The 24,552-nt window shown below is 70.5% G+C and carries 21 protein-coding genes, 1 tRNA gene and 1 pseudogene; 16 read left to right on the forward strand and 7 right to left on the reverse strand.

Annotated elements, in window-relative coordinates; genetic code table 11:
- The first annotated feature begins 48 nt into the window (after positions 1 to 48).
- The 6 genes from aceE (at position 49) to speB (ending at position 8,722) form a co-directional block, all read left to right on the forward strand.
- Positions 49 to 2,697, forward strand: a complete 2,649-nt coding sequence (gene aceE / locus OM076_RS24460; protein WP_270042714.1) for a pyruvate dehydrogenase (acetyl-transferring), homodimeric type — start codon at positions 49 to 51, stop codon at positions 2,695 to 2,697.
- Complete coding sequence (gene aceF / locus OM076_RS24465; protein WP_372518075.1) at positions 2,685 to 4,034, forward strand: dihydrolipoyllysine-residue acetyltransferase; 1,350 nt, start codon at positions 2,685 to 2,687, stop codon at positions 4,032 to 4,034. The genes aceE and aceF overlap by 13 nt, the downstream gene beginning before the upstream one ends.
- Complete coding sequence (lpdA, locus tag OM076_RS24470) at positions 4,034 to 5,740, forward strand: dihydrolipoyl dehydrogenase (RefSeq protein ID WP_270042716.1); 1,707 nt, start codon at positions 4,034 to 4,036, stop codon at positions 5,738 to 5,740. The genes aceF and lpdA overlap by 1 nt, the downstream gene beginning before the upstream one ends.
- Positions 5,741 to 5,805: 65 nt before the next feature.
- Entirely contained in the window at positions 5,806 to 7,218 is a 1,413-nt protein-coding gene (locus OM076_RS24475; protein WP_270042717.1) for a purine-cytosine permease family protein, read from the forward strand.
- Positions 7,215 to 7,784, forward strand: a complete 570-nt coding sequence (locus OM076_RS24480; RefSeq protein WP_270042718.1) for a helix-turn-helix domain-containing protein — start codon at positions 7,215 to 7,217, stop codon at positions 7,782 to 7,784. The genes OM076_RS24475 and OM076_RS24480 overlap by 4 nt, the downstream gene beginning before the upstream one ends.
- Positions 7,781 to 8,722: an agmatinase gene (gene speB / locus OM076_RS24485; protein ID WP_270042719.1), complete on the forward strand. Its 942-nt coding sequence runs from the start codon at positions 7,781 to 7,783 to the stop codon at positions 8,720 to 8,722. The genes OM076_RS24480 and speB overlap by 4 nt, the downstream gene beginning before the upstream one ends.
- Here speB and OM076_RS24490 read toward each other — a convergent pair.
- Both OM076_RS24490 and OM076_RS46295 read right to left on the reverse strand, forming a co-directional pair.
- Positions 8,694 to 9,155: an MEDS domain-containing protein gene (locus tag OM076_RS24490; RefSeq protein WP_270042720.1), complete on the reverse strand. Its 462-nt coding sequence runs from the start codon at positions 9,153 to 9,155 to the stop codon at positions 8,694 to 8,696. The two genes, speB and OM076_RS24490, sit on opposite strands and share 29 nt — an antisense overlap.
- Positions 9,156 to 9,199: 44 nt before the next feature.
- Positions 9,200 to 10,252, reverse strand: coding sequence for a sensor histidine kinase (locus OM076_RS46295; RefSeq protein WP_270042721.1), 1,053 nt, complete (start codon positions 10,250 to 10,252; stop codon positions 9,200 to 9,202).
- Positions 10,253 to 10,269: 17 nt separating this feature from the next.
- On the opposite strand from OM076_RS46295, the gene OM076_RS46300 reads away from it, so the two are divergent.
- Positions 10,270 to 10,860 (forward strand): response regulator, encoded by a 591-nt coding sequence (locus tag OM076_RS46300; protein ID WP_270042722.1) that lies wholly within the window; start codon positions 10,270 to 10,272, stop codon positions 10,858 to 10,860.
- Between the two features lie 25 nt (positions 10,861 to 10,885).
- On the opposite strand, the pseudogene OM076_RS46920 reads toward OM076_RS46300, so the two are convergent.
- Positions 10,886 to 10,957: pseudogene (locus OM076_RS46920) on the reverse strand (hypothetical protein); the annotation flags it as partial.
- Positions 10,958 to 10,966: 9 nt separating this feature from the next.
- Here OM076_RS46920 and OM076_RS24505 point away from each other — a divergent pair.
- The gene (locus OM076_RS24505) at positions 10,967 to 11,143 is read left to right on the forward strand and encodes a hypothetical protein (RefSeq protein WP_270042723.1); all 177 of its coding nucleotides are present in this window, start codon (positions 10,967 to 10,969) and stop codon (positions 11,141 to 11,143) included.
- Positions 11,144 to 11,178: 35 nt separating this feature from the next.
- Here the strand turns inward: OM076_RS24505 and OM076_RS24510 are convergent, their stop codons facing one another.
- Positions 11,179 to 11,850 (reverse strand): SDR family oxidoreductase, encoded by a 672-nt coding sequence (locus OM076_RS24510; protein WP_270042724.1) that lies wholly within the window; start codon positions 11,848 to 11,850, stop codon positions 11,179 to 11,181.
- Between the two features lie 24 nt (positions 11,851 to 11,874).
- On the opposite strand from OM076_RS24510, the gene obgE reads away from it, so the two are divergent.
- Together obgE and proB are read left to right on the forward strand one after the other, a co-directional pair.
- Positions 11,875 to 13,155, forward strand: a complete 1,281-nt coding sequence (obgE, locus tag OM076_RS24515; protein ID WP_270042725.1) for a GTPase ObgE — start codon at positions 11,875 to 11,877, stop codon at positions 13,153 to 13,155.
- 10 nt (positions 13,156 to 13,165) lie between these two features.
- Positions 13,166 to 14,257 carry a glutamate 5-kinase gene (proB, locus tag OM076_RS24520; RefSeq protein ID WP_270042726.1) on the forward strand — a complete coding sequence of 364 codons (1,092 nt, stop codon included), beginning with the start codon at positions 13,166 to 13,168 and terminating at the stop codon, positions 14,255 to 14,257.
- Here proB and guaD read toward each other — a convergent pair.
- Complete coding sequence (gene guaD, locus OM076_RS24525; protein WP_270042727.1) at positions 14,254 to 15,552, reverse strand: guanine deaminase; 1,299 nt, start codon at positions 15,550 to 15,552, stop codon at positions 14,254 to 14,256. The two genes, proB and guaD, sit on opposite strands and share 4 nt — an antisense overlap.
- Before the next feature lie 497 nt (positions 15,553 to 16,049).
- Here guaD and OM076_RS24530 point away from each other — a divergent pair, with 497 nt between their 5' ends.
- Genes OM076_RS24530 through rsfS form a run of 3 tightly spaced genes read left to right on the forward strand, consistent with a single transcriptional unit; the run spans position 16,050 to position 18,297 of the window.
- Positions 16,050 to 17,318 carry a glutamate-5-semialdehyde dehydrogenase gene (locus OM076_RS24530; protein ID WP_270042728.1) on the forward strand — a complete coding sequence of 423 codons (1,269 nt, stop codon included), beginning with the start codon at positions 16,050 to 16,052 and terminating at the stop codon, positions 17,316 to 17,318.
- A complete protein-coding gene (nadD, locus tag OM076_RS24535; RefSeq protein ID WP_270042729.1) occupies positions 17,315 to 17,908 on the forward strand; it encodes a nicotinate-nucleotide adenylyltransferase in 594 nt (197 codons plus the stop codon). The genes OM076_RS24530 and nadD overlap by 4 nt, the downstream gene beginning before the upstream one ends.
- The gene (gene rsfS / locus OM076_RS24540; RefSeq protein WP_270042730.1) at positions 17,905 to 18,297 is read left to right on the forward strand and encodes a ribosome silencing factor; all 393 of its coding nucleotides are present in this window, start codon (positions 17,905 to 17,907) and stop codon (positions 18,295 to 18,297) included. Before nadD ends, rsfS begins: the two co-directional genes overlap by 4 nt.
- Here rsfS and OM076_RS24545 read toward each other — a convergent pair.
- Together OM076_RS24545 and OM076_RS24550 are read right to left on the reverse strand one after the other, a co-directional pair.
- Positions 18,278 to 18,511: a hypothetical protein gene (locus OM076_RS24545; RefSeq protein WP_270042731.1), complete on the reverse strand. Its 234-nt coding sequence runs from the start codon at positions 18,509 to 18,511 to the stop codon at positions 18,278 to 18,280. The genes rsfS and OM076_RS24545 overlap by 20 nt on opposite strands.
- 231 nt (positions 18,512 to 18,742) lie before the next feature.
- Positions 18,743 to 18,815 (reverse strand) — tRNA-Ala (locus OM076_RS24550).
- Between the two features lie 108 nt (positions 18,816 to 18,923).
- Here OM076_RS24550 and leuS point away from each other — a divergent pair.
- The 3 genes from leuS to OM076_RS24565 all read left to right on the forward strand — a co-directional run bounded on the left by leuS (position 18,924) and on the right by OM076_RS24565 (position 24,477).
- Positions 18,924 to 21,374, forward strand: coding sequence for a leucine--tRNA ligase (leuS, locus tag OM076_RS24555; protein WP_270042732.1), 2,451 nt, complete (start codon positions 18,924 to 18,926; stop codon positions 21,372 to 21,374).
- A gap of 135 nt (positions 21,375 to 21,509) precedes the next feature.
- Entirely contained in the window at positions 21,510 to 22,091 is a 582-nt protein-coding gene (locus OM076_RS24560) for a helix-hairpin-helix domain-containing protein (RefSeq protein WP_270042733.1), read from the forward strand.
- Position 22,092: 1 nt separating this feature from the next.
- Positions 22,093 to 24,477: a ComEC/Rec2 family competence protein gene (locus tag OM076_RS24565; protein ID WP_270042734.1), complete on the forward strand. Its 2,385-nt coding sequence runs from the start codon at positions 22,093 to 22,095 to the stop codon at positions 24,475 to 24,477.
- Positions 24,478 to 24,552: the final 75 nt, after the last annotated feature.

Genomic DNA, 24,552 nt, shown 5'->3' on the forward strand with positions numbered 1-24,552 from the left:
AGGGTTGATGAGCCACAATGGCCGCACCGAGGAGATCAGGAGCAGCACATGGCATCGCAGGTCGAGGTAGATCCCCAGGAGACACGCGAATGGCTGGAAGCGCTCGACGCCGTCGTCGCGAGTGACGGCCCCCAGCGGGCGCAGTTCCTGTTGGAACGCGTCGTCGGTCACGCGCAGCTCACCGGCGCCGCTCCGGCGCCCGCGGGCACCACGCCCTACCTGAACACGATCCCGCCCCAGGACGAGCCTGCTCACCCCGTGGACGAGGCGCTCGAGCGGCGAGTACGCAGCATCGTGCGCTGGAACGCGATCGCGACGATCCTCAACGCGAACAAGACCTCCTCGGAGCTCGGCGGCCACATCGCGAGCTACCAGTCGGCCGCGGTCCTCTACGAGACCGGCTTCAACCACTTCTGGAACGCGCCCGGCGAGAAGCACGGCGGCGACCTCGTCTTCATGCAGGGTCATTCCAGCCCGGGCGTCTACGCGCGCGCGTTCCTCGAGGGCCGCATCCCCGAGGAGCAGATGCGCAAGTTCCGCATGGAAGTGGGCGGGAACGGCCTCTCGAGCTACCCGCACCCGTGGCTGATGCCGGACTTCTGGCAGTTCCCCACGGTGTCTATGGGCCTCGGCCCGCTGATGGCGATCTACCAGGCCCGCTTCATGAAGTACCTGCAGGGCCGCGGCCTGGCCGAGACCTCCGGCCGCAAGGTCTGGGCCTTCATGGGCGACGGCGAGATGGACGAGCCCGAATCCCTGGGCGCGATCTCGATGGCCGGCCGCGAGCGCCTCGACAACCTGATCTTCGTCATCAACTGCAACCTGCAGCGCCTCGACGGCCCAGTGCGAGGCAACGGCAAGATCATCCAGGAGCTCGAGACCAACTTCCGCGGCGCCGGCTGGAACGTCATCAAGGTCATCTGGGGCAGCCGCTGGGACTCGCTGCTGGCCAACGACCACGAGGGTCACCTGCTCTCGCGCATGAACGAGGCGCTGGACGGCGACTACCAGACGTACAAGTCGCGCAACGGCGCCTACGTCCGCGAGCACTTCTTCGGCGTCAAGCCGGAGCTGCGCGCGATGGTCGCCGACATGACCGACGACCAGATCTGGGCCCTGAACCGCGGCGGTCTCGATCAGCGCAAGGTCTACACGGCCTACAAGTCGGCGTCCGAGCACCACGGCGCGCCGACGGTGATCCTCGCCAAGACCATCAAGGGCTACGGGATGGGCGAGGCCGGCGAGGGCCAGAACATCACCCACCAGCAGAAGAAGATGAACGAGCAGGCGCTGCTGGCGTTCCGGGATCGCTTCGAGCTCGAGCTGACCGACGACCAGGTCAAGAACCTCAGCTTCTACAAGCCGCCGGAGCACTCGCCGGAGGCGGAGTTCATCCGTGAGCGCCGCGCGGCGCTGGGCGGCTCGCTCCCCACCCGCCGCCGCAAGGCCGAGCCGCTGCCGACGCCGGACCTGAGCGTTTTCAAGAGCCAGCTCGACGGCACCGGGGACCGCGAGGTCTCCACGACGATGAGCTTCGTCCGGATCCTGAGCACGATCCTGCGCGACAAGCAGCTCGGCAAGCACGTCGTCCCGATCGTGCCCGACGAGTCGCGCACCTTCGGCATGGAGGGCATGTTCCGCCAGCTGGGCATCTTCAGCCAGCTCGGCCAGCTGTACACGCCCGAGGACCGCGACCAGCTGATGTTCTACCGCGAGGACAAGCACGGCCAGGTCCTGCAGGAGGGCATCAACGAGCCGGGCGCGATGTCGAGCTTCATCGCCGCGGGCACGTCGTATTCCAACCACGGCGTCCCCACGATCCCGTTCTACATCTACTACTCGATGTTCGGCTTCCAGCGGATCGGCGACCTCGCCTGGGCCGCCGGCGACAGCCGCACGCGTGGGTTCATGCTCGGCGGCACCGCGGGCCGGACGACGCTCAACGGCGAGGGGCTGCAGCACGAGGACGGTCACTCGCACCTGGTGAGCGCGACGATCCCGAACTGCGTCTCCTACGACCCGACCTACGGGTTCGAGCTCGCCGTGATCATCCGCGAAGGCCTGCGCCGGATGATCAGCGAGCAGGAGGACGTCTTCTACTACCTCACGCTGATGAACGAGAACTATCAGCACCCGGCGATGCCCGAGGGCGCCGAGGAGGGCATCCTGCGCGGGATGTACCTGCTGCAGGCGGCCGAAAGCGCCAAGCTCCAGCTGCTGGGCTCGGGCACGATCCTGCGCGAGGTGCTCGCGGGCGCGCAGCTGCTGCGCGACGACTTCGGCGTCGCGGCCGACGTCTGGAGCGTGCCGTCCTTCACCGAGCTGCGGCGTGAGGGCATGGAGGCCGACCGCTGGAACACGCTGCACCCGGGCGAGGAAGCCAAGCCGACCTGGATCGAGACGCAGCTGGCCGGCCGCCCCGGTCCCGTCATCGCGGCGACCGACTACATGCGGTCCTACGCGGACCAGATCCGCCCGTGGGTCGACGCGCCCTACCGCGTGCTCGGCACGGACGGCTACGGCCGCTCCGACTACCGCAAGACGCTGCGCTCGTTCTTCGAGGTGGACCGCCACCACGTCGCGCTCGCGGCGCTGACCGAGCTGGCCAAGACGGGCGAGGTCGACGCCTCGGCCCCGAAGCAGGCGATCGACAAGTACGGCATCGACCCCGAGCGGCCCGCGCCGTGGAAGATCTGAGGGAGGCGACGGTGGCTGGCACCGAGCAGGTCCTGGTCCCGGACATCGGGGACTTCGACGCAGTACCGGTGATCGAGGTGCTCGTGGCGGTGGGGGACACCGTCGCGGCCGAAGATCCCTTGGTGGTACTGGAATCCGACAAGGCGACGATGGAGGTTCCATCGCCGTCGGCGGGCAAGGTCGCCGCGATCGACGTCTCCGTCGGCGACAACGTCAAAGAGGGCTCGCCGATCCTCAAGCTCGAGATCCGCAACGGCAACGGCGCCGCGCCCGCGCCCGAGGGCGTCGTCGTGGAGGACCAGAACGCCGAGGCGTCCCGGGACGTCGAGGTCGCGATCCAGGAGGAGGAGCAGGACGCCCCCGAGGTCGCCCCGCCCGCACCGCCGGTTCCCGCCTCGCCGCAGGCCGGCACCGGGGTCGAGCCCGCGTACGCCTCGCCCGGCGTGCGCCGCCTGGCGCGTGAGCTCGGCGTCGACCTCTCGACCATCCGCGGGACCGGCCGCAAGGGCCGGATCACCAAGGAGGACGTGCAGAAGCCGCAGCCGAAGGAGGCCGCCCCGCCTGCCGCCGCCGCGGCGGCGCCGTCCGGCGGCTCGACCGAGGTCGCCGGCCTGAACCTCGCCCCGTGGCCGAAGGTCAACTTCGAGCGCTACGGCGAGATCGAGCGCCTGCCGCTCACCCGCATCCAGAAGATCAGCGGCCCGAACCTGGCCCGCAACTGGGTGATGATCCCGCACGTCACCCACAACGACGAGGCGGACATCACCGAGCTGGAGGCGTTCCGCAAGCGCACCAACACGGAGCAGTCCGAGGCCAAGGTGACGATGGTGGCGCTGCTGGCGAAGGCCGTCGTGGCGTCGCTGAAGGCGTTCCCGGTGGTCAACAGCTCGCTCGACGGCGACGACCTGGTGCTCAAGCGCTACTACAACATCGGCTTCGCCGCCGACACGCCGAACGGCCTCGTCGTCCCGGTGATCAAGGATGCGGACAAGAAGGGCATCCTCGAGATCGCCACCGACCTGACGACGCTGTCCAAGAAGGCGCGCGACGGCAAGCTGGCCGGCGGCGACATGCAGGGCGCGACGTTCACGATCTCCTCGCTGGGCGGCATCGGCGGAACGAGCTTCACGCCGATCGTCAACGCTCCGGAGGTCGCGATCCTCGGCGTCACGCGGTCGGCGATGAAGCCCGTCTGGAACGGCTCCGAGTTCGTGCCGCGGCTGATGGTCCCGCTCTCGCTGTCCTACGACCATCGCGTGATCGACGGCGCGCTCGCCGCGCGCTTCGTCGCGCACCTGGTCAACCAGCTGTCCGACCTGCGAAGGGTGCTCCTGTAATGGAAGTCAAGGTCCCGGACATCGGGGATTTCGACGCGGTACCCGTCATCGAGATCCTCGTCGCCGTGGGCGACGAGGTCGCGGTCGAGGATCCGCTGGTCGTGCTCGAGTCCGACAAGGCGACGATGGAAGTGCCGTCGCCGTCGGCGGGCAAGATCACCGACATCACCGTCGCGGTCGGCGACAAGGTCGCCGAGGGCTCCGTGATCCTCACGCTCGAGGGCGCCGCGACGCAGGACGGCGCCAAGCCGCCCGCCGACGCGCCGGCGGAACCGAAGGCGCCCGAGGCGCCCGCGGCCGACATCCCGGACGCCGACGTCAAGGTCCAGGTCGCGGTGCTGGGCGGCGGCCCGGGCGGCTACACGGCCGCGTTCCGCGCCGCCGATCTCGGGCTGAGCGTCGCCCTGATCGACCGCGGCGAGCAGCTCGGCGGCGTCTGCCTGAACGTCGGCTGCATCCCGTCCAAGGCGCTGCTGCACGTCGCGAAGGTCATGACCGAGGCCGCCGAGCTCGGCGAGGCCGGCATCACCTTCGAGGCGCCGAAGATCGACGTCGATCAGGTCCGCGCGTTCAAGAACAAGGTCGTCGGGCGCTTGACCGGCGGCCTGGAGCAGCTCGCCAAGCAGCGCAAGGTGCAGGTTGTGCGCGGGACCGGCGAGTTCACGTCCCCGAACACGATCCAGGTCGGAGACACCGTCGTCGGCTTCGAGAATTGCATCATCGCGTCGGGCTCGGAGGCGGCGTCGCTGCCGTTCCTCCCCGAGGATTCACGGATCGTCGATTCCACAGGCGCGCTCGAGGTCGACGGCATCCCGGGGCGGCTGCTGGTCATCGGCGGCGGCATCATCGGCCTCGAGATGGCGACGGTCTACGACGCGCTCGGCTCCAAGGTCACCGTCGTCGAGCTGCTCGACCAGCTGATCCCGGGCGCCGACAAGGACCTGATCCGCGTGCTCGAGAAGCGCGTCAAGGGGCGCTACGAAGCCATCCACCTGGCGACCGGCGTCGAGTCCGTCGAGGCGAGCGACGAGGGACTGAAGGTGAAATTCGGCGAGCACACCGAGGTCTTCGACCGGATCCTGGTCGCCGTCGGCCGCAAGCCGAACGGCAAGGTCATCGCCGCCGAGAAGGCCGGCGTGAACGTCACCGACCGCGGCTTCATCGAATCCGACCTGCAGATGAAGACCAACGTCGCGCACATCTACTCGATCGGCGACGTCCGTGGCGAGCCGATGCTCGCCCACAAGGCCACGCACGAGGGCTCGCTGGCGGCCGAGGTCATCTCGGGCGAGAACGTCTCGTGGGACGTGCGCTCGATCCCGAGCGTCGCCTACACCGACCCCGAGGTCGCGTGGACCGGGCTCACCGAGACCCAGGCCAAGGCCGAGGGCAAGGAGGTCGAGGTCGCCGGGTTCCCGTGGGCGGCGTCCGGCCGCGCCCTTTCGATGGGCCGCTCCGACGGCCTGACGAAGCTGATCCTCGAGCCCGGGACGAACCGGATCCTCGGCGCCGGCATCGTCGGCGTCAACGCGGGCGAACTGCTCGCCGAGGCGGTCCTGGCGATCGAGGCGGGCCTCGACGCCGAGGACATCGCGCTGACGATCCACCCGCACCCGACGCTCTCCGAAACCGTCGGGTTCTCCGCCGAGCAGGCCGAAGGGACGATCACGGACCTGATGCCGAAGCGGAAACGCGCGAAGGCCTGATTTGACGTAGAGGAAACGATCGTGTACTCCTATGCACCCCACACGGTGCATAGGAGAGATCACGCATGGCCATCGAGGCGCGCTCGATCGACTGGGTCCCTGAGACCGAACGCCACGGACGGATCTGGCACCAGGCTCCACTCTGGTTCCTCGGCAACTTCCAGTACTTCTCGATCCCGATCGGGTTCGTCGGGCCGTCGCTCGGCCTCTCGCTGGGCTGGACGATCCTCGCCGGCATCCTCGGCATCCTGACCGGCACGGTCTTCATGGCCTTCCACGCGGCGCAGGGCCCGACGCTCGGCCTGCCGCAGATGATCCAGTCGCGCGCGCAGTTCGGTTATCGCGGCGTGATCGTCCCGCTCTTCGCCACCGCGTTCACGTACCTGGCGTTCAACGTCGCCGACCAGGTGCTGCTCGGCGAGGGGCTCAACGGCGCGTTCGGCTGGAACGCCAACCTGGTCGCGATCGTCTGCACCGCCGGCGCCGCGCTGCTGGCGATCTACGGCCACGACTGGGTCCACAAGATCTTCCGGATCCTGCTCTACATCTCGTTCCCGCTGATGACGGTGGTGACCCTGGGGATCCTCTTCGGCGCGGGCGGGGGCGGGAAGCCCGACCACGGCAGCTTCGTCCTGGTCGCCTTCATGGCCCAGTTCTCCGCGGCCGCCGCGTACAACATCACCTACGCGCCCTATGTGAGCGACTACTCGCGCTACCTGCCGCGCAGCACGACCAACCGCTCGATCATCGCCTCGGTGTTCTTCGGGGCGAGCGCCTCCGCCATCTGGCTGATCGCGCTGGGCGCCTGGCTGGCGGTCTCGCTGGGCGCCGACGACGGCCTGGTGGGCCTCATGACGGCCGGCAACAACGTCATCGACGGCCTCGGGGACCTGGCGGCGTTCTTCTCCGCCGCGGCGCTGGCGGCGACGATGGGCATGAACGCCTACGGCGGCGCGCTCACGGTGCTGACCGCGGTCGACTCGGTGCGCCCGATCAACCCGACGCGGCGCCTGCGGGTGATCACGATCCTCGGCCTGGCGGTGTTCTGGTTCGTGATCGCCAAGTCGATCTCTGCGAGCGCCGTCAGCACCGTCTTCACCTCGCTGACCCTGATGCTCTACCTGCTGGTGCCGTGGACCGCGACGAACCTCGTCGACTTCTTCTTCGTCCGCCGCGGGCACTACGCGATCACCGATCTGTTCAGGGTCGACGGGATCTACGGCGCGTGGGGCCGTCGCGGGCTGATCGCGTACGGCGTCGGCTTCCTCGCCGAGATCCCGTTCATGGTCCTGCCGGACCTTGGCGGTTGGTCGTACACCGGCTTCATGGCCAAGGCGCTGGACGGCGTCGACATCGCGTGGATCGTCGGCCTGATCGTCTCCGGCGGCGTCTACTGGTACCTCTCCCGCTCGCTCGACGTCGAGCGCGAGAAGCAGGCCGAGGTCTCCAGCCGGCGCGAGCTCGTGGCGGTGTCGTGAACGGCACGGTGCGCATCGGCGCGCGACTGCGGCACGCGCGCGAGGCCGGCCGGCTCTCGCTCGCCGACGTCGAGACCCGCACGGGGCTCTCGAAGGGCTTCCTGTCCAAGGTGGAACGGGACGCGTCCTCGCCGTCGGTGGCGAATCTCGTGTCGATCTGCGACGCGATCGGCCTCCCGATGGCGGACCTGTTCGCGATGCCGCGCACGACGGTCGTCCGGCACGCCGACCGGCCCTCGCTCGAGGGGCTGCCGAAGGCCAGCGCGGTCCGCGACACCCTGATCACCCCCGAGCAGGAGCGCCACGTGACCGTCCTCGAGACGGTCGTGACCGCCGGCGGCTCCGGCGGGGAGGAGCTGTACACCATGCCCAGCGAGTGCGAGGTCTGCTTCGTGCTCGAGGGCGACATCGAAGTCGTGCTCGAGGACGAGACGTTCGCGCTCGGCCCGGGTGACGCACTGACGTTCGGCGCCGCGGTTCCGCACACGTGGCGCGCCGCCGGGGCGGCGCGGATCCTCTGGATCCTCGCGCCCGGGCTGCCGGACCCGAGAAATGAGGTCAATTGAGCTTCAAGATCCCCGACGCGGGCTCGGCCCCGCGTTACACCGGCATCCGCACGTTCGCGCGGGCGCCGCACGTGACCTCGGCGGAGGGCGCCGACGTCGCGGTCGTCGGCGTCCCCTTCGACACCGCGACGTCGATGCGCCCGGGCGCGCGCTTCGGGCCCGCCGGCATCCGCGACGCGTCGCTGCTCCTGCGCCCCTGGAACCCCGCGCAGGGCGTCGACGTGTTCGGGTCCTTGTCGATCGCCGACCTCGGCGACCTGGAGACGACGCCCGGTAACGCGTCACGGACCGCGGACCAGATCGCGGCGCAGCTGGAGCCGGTGCTGCGGGCGGGCGCCGTGCCGCTGACGCTGGGCGGGGACCACTCGATCGTGCTCGGCGAGCTGCGCGCCCACGCGGCGGTCCACGGGCCCGTCGCCGTGGTCTTGCTGGACGCCCACGCGGACACCTGGGAGCAGTACTACGGCGAGCGCTACTTCCACGGGACGCCGTTCAAGCGGGCGCTCGAGGAGGGGCTGATCGACCCGGCAAGGTCGCTGTTGGCGGGGATGCGCGGGTCGCTGTACGCGTCCACGGACCTGGACGAGCCGCGGTCCTGGGGCTTTGAGATCGTGCCGTGCGACGAGCTGCGGACGTGGACGCCGGCGGAGTACGCGTCACGGGTCGCCGCGCGGGTCGGCGACGGTCCCGCGTTCCTCTCGTTCGACATCGACTGCATCGACCCCGCGTTCGCGCCCGCGACCGGCACGCCCGAGGTGTGCGGGCTGCTGCCGCACGAGGCGATCGGCTTCGTGCGGGCGCTGCGCGGGATGGCGTTCACCGGCTACGACCTCGTCGAGGTCGCGCCCGCCTACGACACCAACGCGCAGACGACGGCGCTGCTGGCGGCCAACATCGCCTACGAGTTCCTCACCCTGACAGCACTGTGTCGTGGGTGAGGGCGAGTTGCGCGGCGCGGTGGTCGCGCTCGAGGTCGCCGACGATGAACAGGCACAGTGAGACGCAGGGACGATCGTGGAAGTGGTCGTCCCAGGCGCGGTCGTAGTCGACCGAGCGCTCGATGATCTCGGCATCGGGGCCGATCGGGAACCGCGCCCACCAGGCCGCGTCGAAGCCACGGGCCAGCGCCGCCTCGAACTCCGGCTCCCACGCGTGCACGTAGTCCTCGACGCTGATGGTCAGCTCGATCTCTGAGAACACCATCCGCCCGTCGGCCTCGAGTTGTGCGACATCCAGCCCCGCCGCGGTCAGGCTGGCGCGGTCGGTGTCGGCGTGGCCCGCGAGCGAGCGGTGAAAGAGCCAGCCGTTGCGCTTGGCGCCGAGCGCGTAGAAGGACGCGAGCGTCGGCGCGACCTCCGCGGGCGTCGGCAACAGGACCGCGACATGCGGGCAGGCAGCGCCGGGAAAAGCGCTTTCTAGAGCGGAATCCATAGGGTGACGAGTGTTCCGTGGCCGGGGGTGGAGGTGATGTCGCAGGCGCCGCCGTGCCCGCGGGCGCGCTCGCGCATCACGGTCAGGCCGAGGTGGCCGTCCTCGACGCCTGGGGCGCTGGCGGGGTCGAAGCCCTCGCCGTCGTCCTGGACGGTCAGCTCGAGCCGCTCGTCGGTGGCGGCGTAGACGATCTTGACGCGGTGGGCGTGCGCGTGCGCGTCGGCGTTCGCCAGGGCCTCCGAGACGATGCGGGCGGCGAGCGTCACGGCCTCCGGTCCGGCCTCGCCGTGGCCGCTGACGTGGACGGTCGCGCGGGCGCGCCGGGCGGCGGCCTCGATCGCCTGGCGCAGGTCGGCGGGGGCGTCGCGGGAGAGGTCGCTGAGGCGGGCGCGGACGAGCCGGTGGGCGGCTTCGACGGCTTCGGTCAGGCGTTCCTTGTCGGGCGTTTCGAGCGCGAGCTCACGGCGCGCGACCGCCAGGTACTGCGCGAGGCCGTCGTGGACCTCGGCGGCGAGCTGGCGACGCTCGCGCTCCATCGCCGCGACCAGCAGCTCACGCCGCAGGCGGGCGGTGGTGATCCCGGCCGAGAGCTGCAGCCCGAGCAGGGTGAGCACCGTCCCGCTGAGCGAGTCGATCCGGATCGTCTCGGCGGAGCTGGCGATCACGGCGCCGACCATCTCCCGCTCGCCCGTGACCAGCGGCAGGATCATCCAGTTGGCCGCGGGCGGCGCGAACGGGTTCTCCACCAGCCACGACGCGGCCTCGCGCAGGACGATCGGCGCGCCGGAGGCGATCGCCAGCTGCCACGCCTCCTCGCTGAAGGAGAGCTCCTCGGCGACGTCCTCGCCGACGTAGCGGCGCAGCACCGGCGCGCCGTCGGCGTCGGGGAGGTAGAGCGCGGCGTTGTGCAGGCGCAGCGCCTCGCGCATCTCCTCCAGCGCGGCCGCGGCCAGCACCGGCAGCTCGTCGGTGCCGACGAGCGCCCGCGACACGCGGGAGACCGCGGCGAGCCCGCTCAGGACCTCCGGGGCGATCACGGCGCGATACTACGCCGGTGCGCGTGATCATCGCCGACGATCACCGGTTGATGCGCGAGGGAACGGCGGCCCTGCTGGCCGCGGACCCGCGGATCGACGTGGTCGGGCTCGCCTCCGGCGGGCGGGAGGCGGTCGAGCTGGCGGCGCGCCTGGTGCCCGACGTCGCGTTGCTCGATGTCGGGATGCCGGACATCGGCGGGGTCGAGGCGTGCGCGGCGATCCGCGCGCGGGTGCCCGGCGTCGAGGTGCTGATGCTCACGGTCTCCGAGGACGCTTTGGACGTCCGCGGCGCCCTGCGCGTGGGTGCGGCGGGATACCTGCTCAAGGACATGCCGCCCGGAGAGCTCGTCGCGGCGGTGCTGGGCGCGGGGTCGGGGCCGCCGGTGGTGATGGCGTCCGCCGATGCACCGGTCGACGAGCTGTCGGTGCGCGAGCGCGAGGTGCTCGAGCTGCTCGGGCGCGGGTTGCGCAACCGCGAGATCGCCGAGCGGCTCGTCGTGAGCGAGGCGACGGTCAAGACGCACGTGCGTCACGTGCTGGAGAAGCTGCGCCTACGCAACCGGGCTGAGGCAGCAGCGTTCGCAGCCCGCGGCCGATCCGCGCCCTGACATCGGCGGGCGTCGTGCCCAGCTGTCGTGCGATCCGGTCCGCCTTCCAGCCGAGCGCGCGGGCGAGCACGACCGCGTCGCGGTCCTGCGGGGCCATCGTGGCGTAGTGGGGTGCCCGGTGGGCGGCGAGCAGGGCGCCGCGCGCCTTGAGGTCCTCGCGCTCGCCGTCGCGATGCGCGACCAGGACGCGGCGGGTCGCCTCCGCGGCGATCGCTTCGTCCAGACAAGCGGCATGGGCGGCGGCGAAGACGTCCTCGAGCACATGGGCGACGCTATGGAGTGAGCGTCACGGTGCCATCCACCAAAGGGATGATCTGTTTACGAATCCTGCGCCGTCGGCCGGATCAGGATCTCGTTGATGTCCATGTGGGGCGGCTGCGCGACGGCGAACATCACGGTGCGCGCGATGTCCTGCGCCGTCAAGGTGTCCTCGAGGTCGTGGCTGAAGCCGTCGGTCTCGACCATTCCGGGGGAGATCAGCGTCGTCCGGACGCCGGTGCCGTTGAAGTCCTGGCGGGCGGCCTCGGCCATCCCGGTCACGGCGAACTTGGTCGCGGAGTACAGCGAGCCCTTCAGCGCTCTCCGGCCGGCGATGCTCGACGTGATCACCAGGTGACCCTTCGTGGCGCGCAGCGCGGCCGCCGTCGCGCGGATCGTCGCGTAGACGCCGTAGACGTTGGTCAGCACCATCGCCTTGGCGGCTTCGGGGTCACCGGCCTCAAAGCCGCGCGGGTGGCCGACTCCGGCGTTGGCGAACACGACGTCGATCCGGCCGAAGGTGGTCCGCGCGCGCTCGACCATCGCCTCCAGGTCGGGGTAGTGGGTGACGTCGCAGCGGACGGCGATGCCGCCGAGCTCGTCGGTCAGCTCGGTGAGCTTGTCCTCCGAGCGAGCGCCGAGCACGAGGCGGTAGCCGGCCTCGGCGGCGAGGCGGGCGGTGGCGGCGCCGATTCCGCTCGAGGCGCCGGCGATCAGGAAGACGCGATCCATGGCTCCTATCGTTATCGCACACGAATGCTTGCCGATCGCGCACGAATCGAGATCCAGGCCGGGAGGGGCGGCGATGGGTCGATGTCCTTCCGGCGCGAGTCCCGGGTGCCCAAGGGCGGCCCCGACGGTGGCGACGGCGGTCGCGGCGGAGACGTGACGCTGCGCTGCGACGACTCCCTCCGCGACCTGCAGTCCTTCCGCCGCCGCGGCCAGTTCAAGGCGGGGCGGGGCGGCCACGGGATGGGCAAGCTGATGTCCGGGGCCGACGGCGACCGCCTGGTGATCCCGGTCCCGCCGGGAACCACGATCGAGCGCTGGGACGGCCGCCGCTACGACCTCGTCCGGCCGGGCCAGGAGGCCACGATCGCCACGGGCGGGTCCGGTGGGCGCGGCAACAAGACCTTCGCGACGGCGACGCGGCAGGCGCCGCGGCTGGCTGAGCGCGGCCTCCCGGGCGAGGAGGGCTTCATCGAGCTGCACCTCAAGCTCCTGGCCGACGTCGGCCTGGTCGGGCTCCCCAACGCGGGCAAGTCGTCGCTGCTGTCGGTGATGACGCGCGCGCAGCCGAAGATCGCGTCCTATCCGTTCACCACCCTGCAGCCGGTGCTGGGAACGATCGAGGCCGACGACCGCCAGCTGATCCTTGCCGACATCCCGGGCCTGATCGAGGGCGCCTCGGGCGGGGCCGGCCTCGGCCACGACTTCCTCGCGCACGTGGAGCGCACCCGCCTGCTCGTGCACGTGCTCGACCTCGCGCCGCTGGACGGGTCCGATCCGGAGCGCAACTTCGAGGTGATCGAGCGCGAGCTGGCCGAGCATGACCCGCGCTTGGCCGGACTTCCGCGGATTCTGGCCCTGTCGAAGGCCGATCTGGTCACGCCGGAGGTGGCCGAGGCCGCCGCGGTCGAGTGGCGTTCGCGGGTCGCGTTCCCCGTTTTGGTGACTTCGAGCGCGACGCGGCTGGGGCTCGACGAACTGCGTGGCGTGTTGCTCGAGCGGGTGCCGGTGGCCGACCCTGAGCCGGCGGGGTCGGGCGAGGACGAGGTGGCCGAGTTCCAGGTCTTCCGTCCGGCGAAGTCGCAGGATTTCGAGATCACCCGCGGTCCGGACGGCGGGTGGATCGTCACGGGCGACTCGGTGGATCGCCTGATCATGCGCTGGGACCTCGAGAACGAGGAGGCGGCGGCGCTCGTCGAGGCGCGGCTGCGGCGCATGGGCGTGATCGGCGCGCTGGAGCGGGCCGGCTTCGAACCCGGTGACGAGGTCGAGATCGGCGGCGTCGTCGTCGAGCTCGATCCCTCGTAGGGTTCGTCGTGTGCCAGTCGCCGTCGTAAAGCTCGGCTCGTCGATCGTCGCCGAGGACACGGGCGCGTTGCGCCTCGCGGTCGTCGCGCGGATCTGCGAGGAAGTCGCGGCGCTGCACGCTTCCGGCATCGACGTGGTGGTCGTCACGTCGGGGGCGATCGCCCGGGGCATCCATCTTCTGGGGCTGGACGGTCGCCCGCGGGTGGTCGAGGAGCTGCAGGCGGCGTCGGCCGTGGGTCAGGGGCGGCTCTACCGGACCTACGACGAGAACCTGCGCGAGCGCGGCATCCAGTCCGCCCAGGTGCTGCTGACGTTCTTCGACATGAGCGCGCGGACGCACTATCTGAACGCGCGCCGGACGCTGCGCAAGCTCGTCGAGTGGCGGATCGTCCCGGTGATCAACGAGAACGACACGACGACCACGGACGAGATCTCCTTCGGCGACAACGATTTCCTGGCCGCGCAGGTAGCGGTCTTGGTCGATGCATCGTTGCTGCTGTTGCTGACCTCGACGCCTGGGCTCTTGACGGCCGATCCGCGGGTGGACCCGACGGCGCAGCTGGTGTCTTCGGTTGCCGACCCGTCCGAGCTCGAGGCGCTCTCGATCGGCTCGGCGACGTCGCCGCTGGGGTCGGGCGGGATGCGCTCGAAGGTGGCAGCGGCGGAGATGGCGACCGCGGCGGGCATCCCGACGGTGATCGGCTCGGGGTTCGAGCCGGGCCTTTTGGGGCGGGCGTGGGCGGGGGAGACCGTGGGCACGCGGTTCGCGCCGCACCCCGTGCGCCAGCCGTCCTTCAAGCTCTGGCTGCGTTACGCCAAGCCGTCCTTGGGGGTCGTGGCGATCGACGCGGGCGCGGCGCGGGCGCTGCGCGACGGCGGGACGTCACTGCTGCCGGTGGGCATCGTGGACGTGGACGGCGCATTCGAGGCGGGTGACGCGGTCGACGTCTGCGTGGACGGCTCCGCGGTCGGCAAGGGCATCTCCAACTACTCCGCGTCGGAGCTGCGGCGGGTGATGGGGATGAAGTCGGGCGAGGTGCGCGAGGTGCTGCCGCGCGCGACCGAGGAAGCGGTCCACCGGGACTACTTCGTCCTGGTTTAGACCCGCGCGAACACGATCTCGCCGCCGACGCGGGTCTCTATGACACATTCCTCGCGGGCGAGCGTGAAGAGCGCCCCGAGCGTGGCTTCCCAGTCCGGCGCGGTTTCGAGCACCATCTCGAGCGTCGATCCCTCCGGGGCCTTGATCAGCGCGATGTCGGCCTGCTTGCCCGGTGTGAAATCCCCGCAGGTGTCCTGGAGGCCGATCGCGTTCGCGCCGGCCGCGGTGGCGAGGTAGAGGAGATGGGCGGGGCCGAGCAGGTGGCCCTCCTCGCGGATCATCTGGACGTGGTAGGCGACCAGGCCTTCCTTGAGCATGCTCAGGCCGGTGCCCGCGCCGACATCCGTGCCCATCCCGAACCGGACGCCGGCCTCGACATGCCGCACCATCGGGAAGATCCCGGACGCCAGGAAGGCATTCGAGCTCGGGCAGTGGGCGATGGCGGTGTCGGTCTGTTTGAGTTGCCTGAGCTCTTCGTCGGAGACGTGGACGTTGTGGGCGAGGACCGAGCGTCGGCCGAGCAGGCCCGCCCGTTCGTAGGTGTCGACGTAGTCGCGGGCGTCCGGGAAGAGCGCCTTGACGAACGCGATCTCGCCGGGCGATTCGTTGACGTGGCTCGTGAAGAGGGCGTCGGGGGTCTCTTGCAGGAGCGTGTGGCAGACGTCGAGCATCGCTTCGGTGCAGGAGACGCTGAAGCGGGGCGTGACCGCGTAGCGCAGGCGGTTGTGGCCGTGCCAGCGGGCTTTGAGCTCGTGGCTGGCCTCGTACGCGGCGTCCGGCGTCGTGTGCAGGTCCGGCCGCAGGTTGCGGTCGGAGACGATCAGCCCGCTCGAGATCCGCAGCCCGGCGGCGTCGGCGGCCTCGAACAGCGCCTGCTGGGCTTGCGGGAAGTGGGCGCCGAAGACCAGTGCGGAGGTCGTCCCGTTGGCCTTGAGCGCGTTGACGAAGCGCTTCGCGGTCTTGCGCGCGTGGAGCGGGTCGGCCATCTTGGCCTCCTCCGGCAGCGTCCGCTGGTCGAGCCAGTCGAGCAATTGCAGGCCCATCGCGCCGATGACCGCGATCTGCGGGAAGTGCACGTGGGTGTCGACGAGGCCCGGCACCGCGATGCACTCGCTCCGGTCCTCGATCCTGGCGCCGGGGTGCTGCTGGGCCACGGTCGCGTATGGGCCGATGGCGACGATCACGCCCGCGTCGTCGAACGCGATCGCGCCGTCGTCGAACGTCTCGAGGGCGCCGGAGCCGGCGAACGGGTCGCGCGGCGTGTGGGCCACCCTGGCCCGAAGGATCGTCGTCATGCTCCCGGGACAGCCTATGAAATAGGGACGAACGTCAGCTGCGCCGGGTGGGGGAGGGGAGTGGCGCGCCCTTCGTCGCTGCCTGCCGTGCGTGGCATTGAAAGTGTGTCCCACACTCGCCGTCTCCCGGTCGCCGTGACCGACCGTGCCCGTTTACGAGTCAGACGTGTGTTCGATCAGGTTCGCTGTCGCGACGCGAGCGTCGAGTTTCTCGCGCTCTGCTCACGAAAGTCGACGCTCGCTCACCATCCCACGTCTCACGCACCTCGCGGGTCACGGCAGCCAGGGACGGGTGGCACCACGAAGCGGCCCCCTCTCCACCCGGCCCAGTTGACTTTCGTCCCTCTCTGGCGTCCCGATTCGGAACTCGCAGGCGCCTCGACGCGGCGACGAGCTCGCCAGTACGGCCTGTACCAACCCAAACTCGCCGTCGCCGGCCGCGGCGCCGCGGGTCGTCATCCGCGTGCGAACTCGGATCGCGACACTAGACTTCCCCCATGGCCGCCACGATCGCTCAACCGTCCTCGGTCACCTCGCTCGCGCTTGCCGCGAAGTCGGCCGCACGGCGCCTGGCCGCGGTGGATTCGGCGACCAAGCACGCAGCGCTGCTGGCCATCGCGGACGCTTTGGAGGCGCGGCTGCCGGAGATCCTGGCCGCGAACGCGCACGATCTCGAAGCGGGTCGCGCCGCGGGTCTCTCGACCGCGTTGATGGACCGGTTGGCACTGGATGAGGCGCGCGTTCGCGGGATCGCCGACGGCGCGCGGGCGATCGCCGCGCTGCCCGACCCGGTGGGCGAGGTCGTCGACGGAGGCCGCCTGGCCAACGGCCTCGATTTCCGCAAGGTTCGAGTCCCGTTGGGCGTGATCGCGGTGGTGTACGAGGCGCGCCCGAACGTGACGATCGACGCGGCGGCGCTGTGCCTGAAGTCGGGCAACGCGGTGCTCCTGCGTGGCTCCTCCTCGGCCGCGCACTCCAACGAGGTCTTGGCGCGGATCGCGGGGGAGGCGGCCATCGGCGCCGGGCTCCCCGACGGCGCCCTGGCTTTGGTGGCCGGCGGCGGCCGCGAGGAGTTGACCGAGCTGGCCCAGCTCGAAGGCATCGTCGACCTGATCATCCCGCGTGGTGGCGAGGGGCTCAAGAAGGCGATCAGCGCCGTCGCGCGCGTTCCGGTCATCTATGCGGCGGCGGGCAACTGCCACGTCTACGTCGACGCGACCGCCGACCTGGAGATGGCGACGCGGATCATTTTGAACGCCAAGGTGCAGCGGCCCGGCGTGTGCAACGCCGCTGAAACGTTGCTCGTGCACTCCTCGGTTGCCTTGGCGTTCCTGCCGACCGCCCTGGCCGCGCTGCGCGAGCGGGGCGTCGAGTTGCGCGGCGACGGGCGGGTGCGGTCGGTCGACCCGTCGGTCACAGAGGCCGTGGAGTCCGACTGGGCCGAGGAGTTCCTTGCCCTGATCCTCGCCGTGCGGGTGGTCGACTCCGTCGAGGAGGCGATCGACCACGTCAACCAGTACGGCTCCGGCCACTCGGAGGCGATCGTCACCAACGACCGCTCGTCCGCTCGCGCCTTCCAGCTCGGCATCGACTCGGCCTGCATCTACGTCAACGCCTCGACCCGGTTCACCGACGGCGGCGAGTTCGGCATGGGCGCGGAGATCGGCAACTCCACACAGAAGCTGCACGCGCGCGGCCCGATCGGCGTGCGCGAGCTCTGCTCCACGCGCTACCTGGTCGACGGCGACGGTCAGATCCGCGGATGAGGGTCGGCCTCCTGGGAGGCACCTTCAACCCTCCGCACCTCGGCCACCTCGTCTGCGCCCAGGAGGCGCACTCTCAGCTCGGTCTGGATCGCGTGGTCTTCATGCCCGTGTTCCAACCGCCGCACAAGGAGGTCGAGAGCGACCCGGGCGTCGCGCACCGCGTCGCCCTCTGCGAGCTCGCCGTCGCGGACGACCCGCGCTTCGCCGTTTCGCGTCTGGAAGCCGGCACGCCCGGTCGATCCTTCACGGTCGATACCCTCAAGAGGCTGAATGAGTCCAATCCCGACGACGACCTGACGTTCATCGTGGGAGGCGACATGGCCTACGCCCTGCCGACCTGGTATGAGCCGGAAGCCGTTCTCTCACTCGCCACCCTCGGCGTCGCCGAGCGTGAAGGTGTCGGCCGCACCGACATCACCGAACATCTCGCCGGGCTCGCTGGCGCTGACCGAATCCGCTTCTTCGACATGCCCCGACTCGATATCTCCTCCTCACTGATCCGCCGCCGCGTGGCGGCCGGCCAACCACTCCGCTACCTCGTACCGGACGCCGTGGCCGCCTACATCGACTCCGAAGGGCTGTACCGATGAGCGCCCCCAACACCGCCAACCAGGCCGCGCCCCTCGAGCCCGCCAAGCTCGCGGAGCTCGTCGCCGGCTACGCCTCCGACGTCAAAGCCCAGGAGATCGTCGAGCTCGACCTCCGCGGCGTCCTCGGCTACACCGACTACTTCGTCATCGCCTCCGGCGGCACCGACCGCCAGGCCAAGGCGATCCACGACCGCATCCACGAAGGCATGAAGAAGGAGCACGGCCTCCTTCCCCGTCGCGTCGAGGGCGCGAGCGAGGCCCGCTGGATCCTCATGGACTACTTCGACGTGATCGTCCACATCTTCACCCCCGAGGCGCGCGAGTTCTACCGCCTCGAGCAGCTCTGGGGCGAAGCCCCGAAGCGCATCATCACCGACGACGCCGAGTAGGCCGCGCGGCCCGGCGGGCCGCACGCCCGCCCCCAGCGCCGCGGCGCGGTTTGCCGCCGCCCTCGCCGGCGCCGTAGTCGGCCGCGCCGATCATCGCCGCCCCGCGGTCTGTCGCGCCGATCATCGCCGCGCCGCAGTCGGCCGCGCCGATCATCGCCGCGCCGCAGTCGGCCGCGCCGATCATCGCCGCGCCGCGGTCGGCCGCGCCGATCATCGCCGCGCCGCACGAAGGTGCCCCTCTCGCGCCGCGCCGGCGGCCCCGTTTCGCGCGCCCGCGTCGCGACGACGACCGGCGCCGTGACGGGTGAGGTCGAAAAGCTGCCGCACAGGACGCTCATCGACCCCACCGGTCACGCGCGCGCTCCCGAGCAGCCGCGAACGCGACCCTTCGAAGGCGCCCGCCGAAACGAGAAAGGGCCGCCCGGTGGGCGACCCTTTCTCTTAGTGGAGCTAGACGGGCTCGAACCGTCGACCTCGTGACTGCCAGTCACGCGCTCTCCCAGCTGAGCTATAGCCCCAAGCGGTGCGCATAGAGTATCGCGATCCGTTCGTCGTTTCTCGGAGACCTGCAAACGAGCCGCGCCCTGCAACGGATCGTTCGCGGCGAGCGCTAACCTCCGCGCCCAATGGCCGAGCATCGTTACGAGCCTCACGAGATCGAACGCAAATGGCAGGCGATCTGGGAGAGCGAGCGCACCTGGGAAGTTCCGAACGAGGACGACGGAACGCCCCGCTCGTATGTGCTCGAGATGCTTCCGTACCCCTCGGGCGAGCCTCACATGGGGCACCTGAAGAACTACTCGGTCGGTGACGCGGTCGCGCACTTCCGCCGGCGCAACGGCATGCGCGTGCTGCACCCGATGGGCTACGACGCGTTCGGCCTGCCCGCCGAGAACAACGCGATCAAGACCGGCGTCCACCCGCGCAAGGCCACCGAGGACTCGATCGCCTCGTTCCAGCGGCAGTTCCGCTCGTGGGGCATCTCGATCGACTGGTCGCGCGAGTTCGGCACGCACGAACCCCGCTACTACCGCTGGACGCAGTGGATCTTCCTGAAGCTGTTCGAGCGCGGCCTGGCGTATCGCAAGGAGGCCGCGGTCAACTGGTGTCCCAAGGACGCCACCGTGCTGGCCAACGAGCAGGTCATCGACGGCCACTGCGAGCGCTGCGGCACCGCCGTCGAGCTGCGCCAGTTGGAGCAGTGGTTCTTCCGCATCACCGACTACGCCGACCGCCTGCTCGACGACCTGGCGACGATCGACTGGCCCCAGCACGTGGTAACGATGCAGCGCAACTGGATCGGCCGCTCCGAGGGCGCCGAGGTCACGTTCTCCTCCCCCGAGACCGGCGTCGACTACTCCGTCTTCACCACCCGGCCGGACACGCTGTTCGGCGCGACGTTCTTCGTGATGGCGCCCGAGCACCCCGACGTGCTGCGCCTGGCCGCCGGGACCGAGCACGAGCAGGCGGTTCGCGACTACGTCAACGGCGTGCTCAACGAGAACCGCGAGGACCGCGCGGACACCGAGCGCACCAAGACCGGCGTTCCGCTGGGCCGCACGGTGATCAACCCGGTCAACGGCGAGGCGATCCCGATGTACGTCGCCGACTACGTGCTGATGGAGTACGGCACCGGGGCGATCATGGCGGTCCCCGGCCACGACGAGCGCGACTTCGACTTCGCCACCCAGTTCGGCCTGGAGATCCGCCGGGTCGTCGGCGGCGGCGAGGAACTGCCCTACCCGGGCGACGGACCGCTGGTCAACTCCTCGCCCGAGTTCGACGGCCTCAACAACCGCGACGCGCTGGAGCAGATCGTCGACTGGCTCGACCGCGAGGGCAAGGGCCACCGCTCGATCAACTACCGCCTGCGTGACTGGCTGCTGTCCCGCCAGCGCTACTGGGGCGCGCCGATCCCGATCGTCTACTGCGACGAGCACGGGATCGTCCCGGTGCCCGAGGCCGACCTGCCGGTGGAGCTGCCCGACATCGAGGACTTCGCGCCGCAGGGCCGCTCGCCGCTGGCGTCGGCCGAGGACTGGGTCAATACCACGTGCCCGATCTGCGGCGGCCCGGCCCGGCGCGAGACGGACACGATGGACACGTTCGTCGACTCCTCCTGGTACTACCTGCGCTACACGGACGCCGGTAACGACGACGCGGCGTGGGACGCGAAGATCCTCGACAGCTGGATGCCGGTCGACCAGTACATCGGCGGCGTCGAGCACGCGATCCTGCACCTGATGTACGCGCGCTTCTTCGTGAAGGCGCTCGCGGACCTCGACCTCATGGAGGCGCAGGAGCCCTTCAAGGCGCTCTTCACCCAGGGCATGATCACGCGCGACGGCGCGAAGATGTCCAAGAACAAGGGCAACGTCATCAGCCCGATCGGCTACGTCGAGCGCTACGGCGCCGACACCGCCCGCTCCTACGTGCTGTTCATCGGCCCGCCCGATCAGGACGCCGACTGGAGCGACGAGGGCGTCGAGGGCGTGCACCGCTTCCTGGCGCGCCTGTGGCGCCTCGGTACCGACGTGGCCGAGCAGAATGGCCGGCAACCGCTGCTGGGCCCACTGGAGCCGCCCGAGGGCGACGACCTGGAGCTGATGCGCAAGGCGCACTGGGCGATCGACAAGGTCACCAACGACATGGCCGGCCGCTTCGCGTTCAACACGGCGATCGCCGCGGTGATGGAGCTGGTCAACGAGGCCTACCGTCGCCGCGACACGGTCAACGCCGCGACGTTGCACTTCGCCACGGCGACGGCCGCGTCCCTGATCTTCCCGTTCGCCCCGCACACGGCCGCCGAGGTCTATGAGGCACTGACCGGCGACCGCGTCTGGGAGACCCACTGGCCGGACGCCGACCTGAGTCTCCTCGAGCGCGACGTGGTCGAGATCGTCGTGCAGGTCAACGGCAAGGTTCGCGATCGCGTGCAGGCGGCGGCGGCCTCGACGCGTGAGGAGCTCGAGGCGATGGCGCGCCTGCGCCCCAACGTCGTCGCGCACATCGACGGGAAGCAGATCGTGAAGGTCGTCGTGGTGCCATCCAAGCTGGTCAACTTCGTCGTGCGCTGAGGGAGCGGTCACAGCCGGGATCATGCCCCGGCTGGAACGCATCGCGGCTGAGTGCGCAGATTTGTTGCACTTCTGTTGCAGAGTTGACACAGATCGGTACAGAAATGTGACTCGGTCCTGCCTAGGGTCATCGACATGCTCGATCGCGACCCCCGTCGACTGGCCGCCTGGGCGGCGGCCGCCGTCCTCATCGTCCTCCTCTCGGCGCTGTATCTGGCCCGCTCGCGATTCGCGAGCGACCCCACTCCGCCTCCGGTCGCGGCGTCGATAGACGTCAAGAGCGACGGCGCCGACGACGCGCGCGTGACCGTCGACGTCGCGGGCGCGGTCAAGCACCCGGGCGTCTATCGGCTGACGTCGAGCCAGCGCATCGAGGACGCCCTCAAGCGCGCCGGCGGGCCCACCCGCAGGGCGGACCTGAGCCAGATCAACCGCGCGGCCAAGCTCGAGGACGGGCGCCAGGTCCTCGTCCCGGTCAAGGCGTCGAGATCGACGTCGAGCGCGCCGAGTCCCACCACCCCGAGCCAGCCGCTGAATCTGAACACTGCGACCCTCGAGCAGCTCGACACGCTCGACGGCGTCGGGCCGACCACGGCGCAGAAGATCATCGACTTCCGCATCGAGCACGGTGGCTTCGGCTCGGTCGACGAGCTGGATCAGATCCCGGGCATCGGCGAGAAACGCCTGGCCGCCTTCCGCGAGAGCGTGCGGGTCTGACGTGCGCGGCCAAGTGCGGCGAGCGATCGCCGGCACGCGCGCGCATCCGCGTCATGTCGTTCTGGCCGCCCTGGTCGCGGGGCTGCTCGCGGTCGCGGCACCACACGTCGTGGTCCTGGGCCTGGCCGTCGGTGCCGTTGCTCTCGCCGGTCGTCCGTTCGTCGCCGTTCTCGCGGTCGCCGCGCTCGTCGGCGGGTCGATGTTTGCCGACGCCCGCCTGCGCGGCCTCGACACGGGCGTTCTCACCGTCTCGTACGGCCAGGAGGTCCACTCGCGAGCGACTGTGCTCGAACCGGTACATGAGCGCGCCGTCGGGCCGGCGGTCGCGCGCGTCCGGCTCATGGACGGCGTCGGGGCCGGGGAACAGGCCGTCCTGCGCATGCGCAAGGGCGTGTATCGCACCGGAGGCGGAGCGGGCCCTGGCGTTTGGGACGGGGCCGAGGCCGGGGCCAGCGCCGTGTGGCCCGAGGTGGGGGACATCGTCTCGATCTCCGGGACGGTGGCGCGGCTGGGGTTCGCCGATGCCTACCAGCGACGACGCAACGCCCACGCCGCGATCGCCGCCCAGCGGGTGCTCGCCACCGGTGCGCGCAGGAGCGGCGTCGCCGGGCTGCTTGACGGAGTGCGCCGGCACGCCGAGGACGGGCTTGCGCAGGGGCTGAAGCCGTCTGAGGCGGCGCTGCTGCGGGGGATGGTGCTCGGCGAGGACGAACGCCTCACCGATGGTGTGCGGGACGACTTCCAGAAGTCGGGTCTTGCGCACATTCTCGCCGTCAGCGGCCAGAACGTCGTGCTGCTGATCGTGTTGGTCCTGGGCGCTTGCGCACTGCTCGGTGTCCCGCTCCGCGCACGGCTCGTGCTCGCTTCGGCGATCGTCGTCCTGTATGTGCCGTTGGCCGGCGGCGGGCCGTCGATCCAGCGCGCGGGGATCATGGGCGTCGCCGGCCTGATCGCCGCTCTCGCAGGGCGCCCGGCGCGGCGTTGGTACGCCCTCCTCCTCGCGGCTGCCGCAACGCTCATGCTCAATCCGCGAGCGGTGGGGGAGCCCGGCTGGCAGCTGTCGTTCGCCGCGGTGATCGCGCTGCTGGTGGGCGCGAAGCCGCTGCAGGCGGCGCTCGCGCGACGCATGCCGGAGCCCATCGCGGACGCGCTGGCGATCACCCTCGCCGCGACCATCGGCACCGCGCCGCTGATGGCGCTGCACTTCGGGCAGCTCTCGATCGCGGCGCTGCCCGCCAACCTGCTTGCGGCCCCGGCCATCGCTCCCGTCATGTGGCTCGGGGTTCTCGCCGGCGTGGCCGGCCAGCTTGCCGCACCGCTCGCTCTGCCGTTCTCGGCATTGACCGCTCCGTTGCTGGTCTACATCCAAGCGGTCGCCCACGTGTGCGCGGCCGCGCCGTTCTCGTCGGTCGAGCTCCACGCGCCTCCCGGCGTGATCTTCGCGGCGTGGGCGGCAGCGCTGGTCGCTGCAGCCGTCGCTTGGCGGGAAGGACGTCGCGCCGCAACCCGCTGGCAAGGCCTGGGCCACGGCACCGCGCTCGGGCGAAGACGGCGGACCTGGTTGGCCGTCGCCGGCGCCGCGACCGCGACGACAGTCCTGATCGTCGCGCTCCCCCTTCGCGGGGCCTCGGCCGCGCCGCTGAAGCCGGGCGAGCTCGTCGTCTCGTTCCTGGACGTCGGCCAGGGCGACGCGACGCTCGTCCAGTTCGGCACCACGGCAGTGCTGGTTGACACGGGCCCGCCCGACGGCCCGATCCTCAAGCGGCTCGCCGAGGCGCGGATCAAGCGGCTGGACGCGCTGTTTCTCACGCACGCCGAGGCCGACCACGAGGGCGCGGCGCCGGCGGTCATCGCCAGGTACAGCCCGCGCTTGGTTGTCGACGGCGGCGCGGGCTGGAAAACGGCGGTTCAGCGGGCCCTTCCGGTAGCGCTCGCGGCGCATCGCGGACGCTCGCTGACGCCGGCGACCGGCCAGGCGATCGACGTCGGTGGGCTGCACTTCAGCGTGCTGTGGCCTCCGCCCGACGACCGGCACGAGGGCAATCCCAACGACCACGCGATCGTCTCCCGGCTGGACGTCGGCGCGTTCTCGATGCTGCTGACGGCCGACGCCGAGAGCAACGTCACGCTCCCGCTCGAGCTGGCGCCCGTCGACGTTCTCAAGGTCGCTCATCACGGCAGCGCCGATCCCGGCCTCCCTGCGCTGCTGAAGCGCTTGAGGCCGCGGCTGGCGGCGATCGAAGTCGGCCGGCACAACACCTATGGCCATCCGACGAAGACCACCTTGATGGCGCTCGCACACGCGGTGCCGACCGTCGTGCGCACCGACGAAGAGGGAACGATTCGGCTCCGGGTGGCAGGCGACCGGATGTGGGTCCAGCGATGAGTCCGAGCACGGACACCGGCGCGAACCTGCCGCTCCGGGGCACGTTTCAGCCGCCGAAGCGAGACGCGCGTCCGG

The organism is Solirubrobacter ginsenosidimutans, from assembly GCF_027587205.1.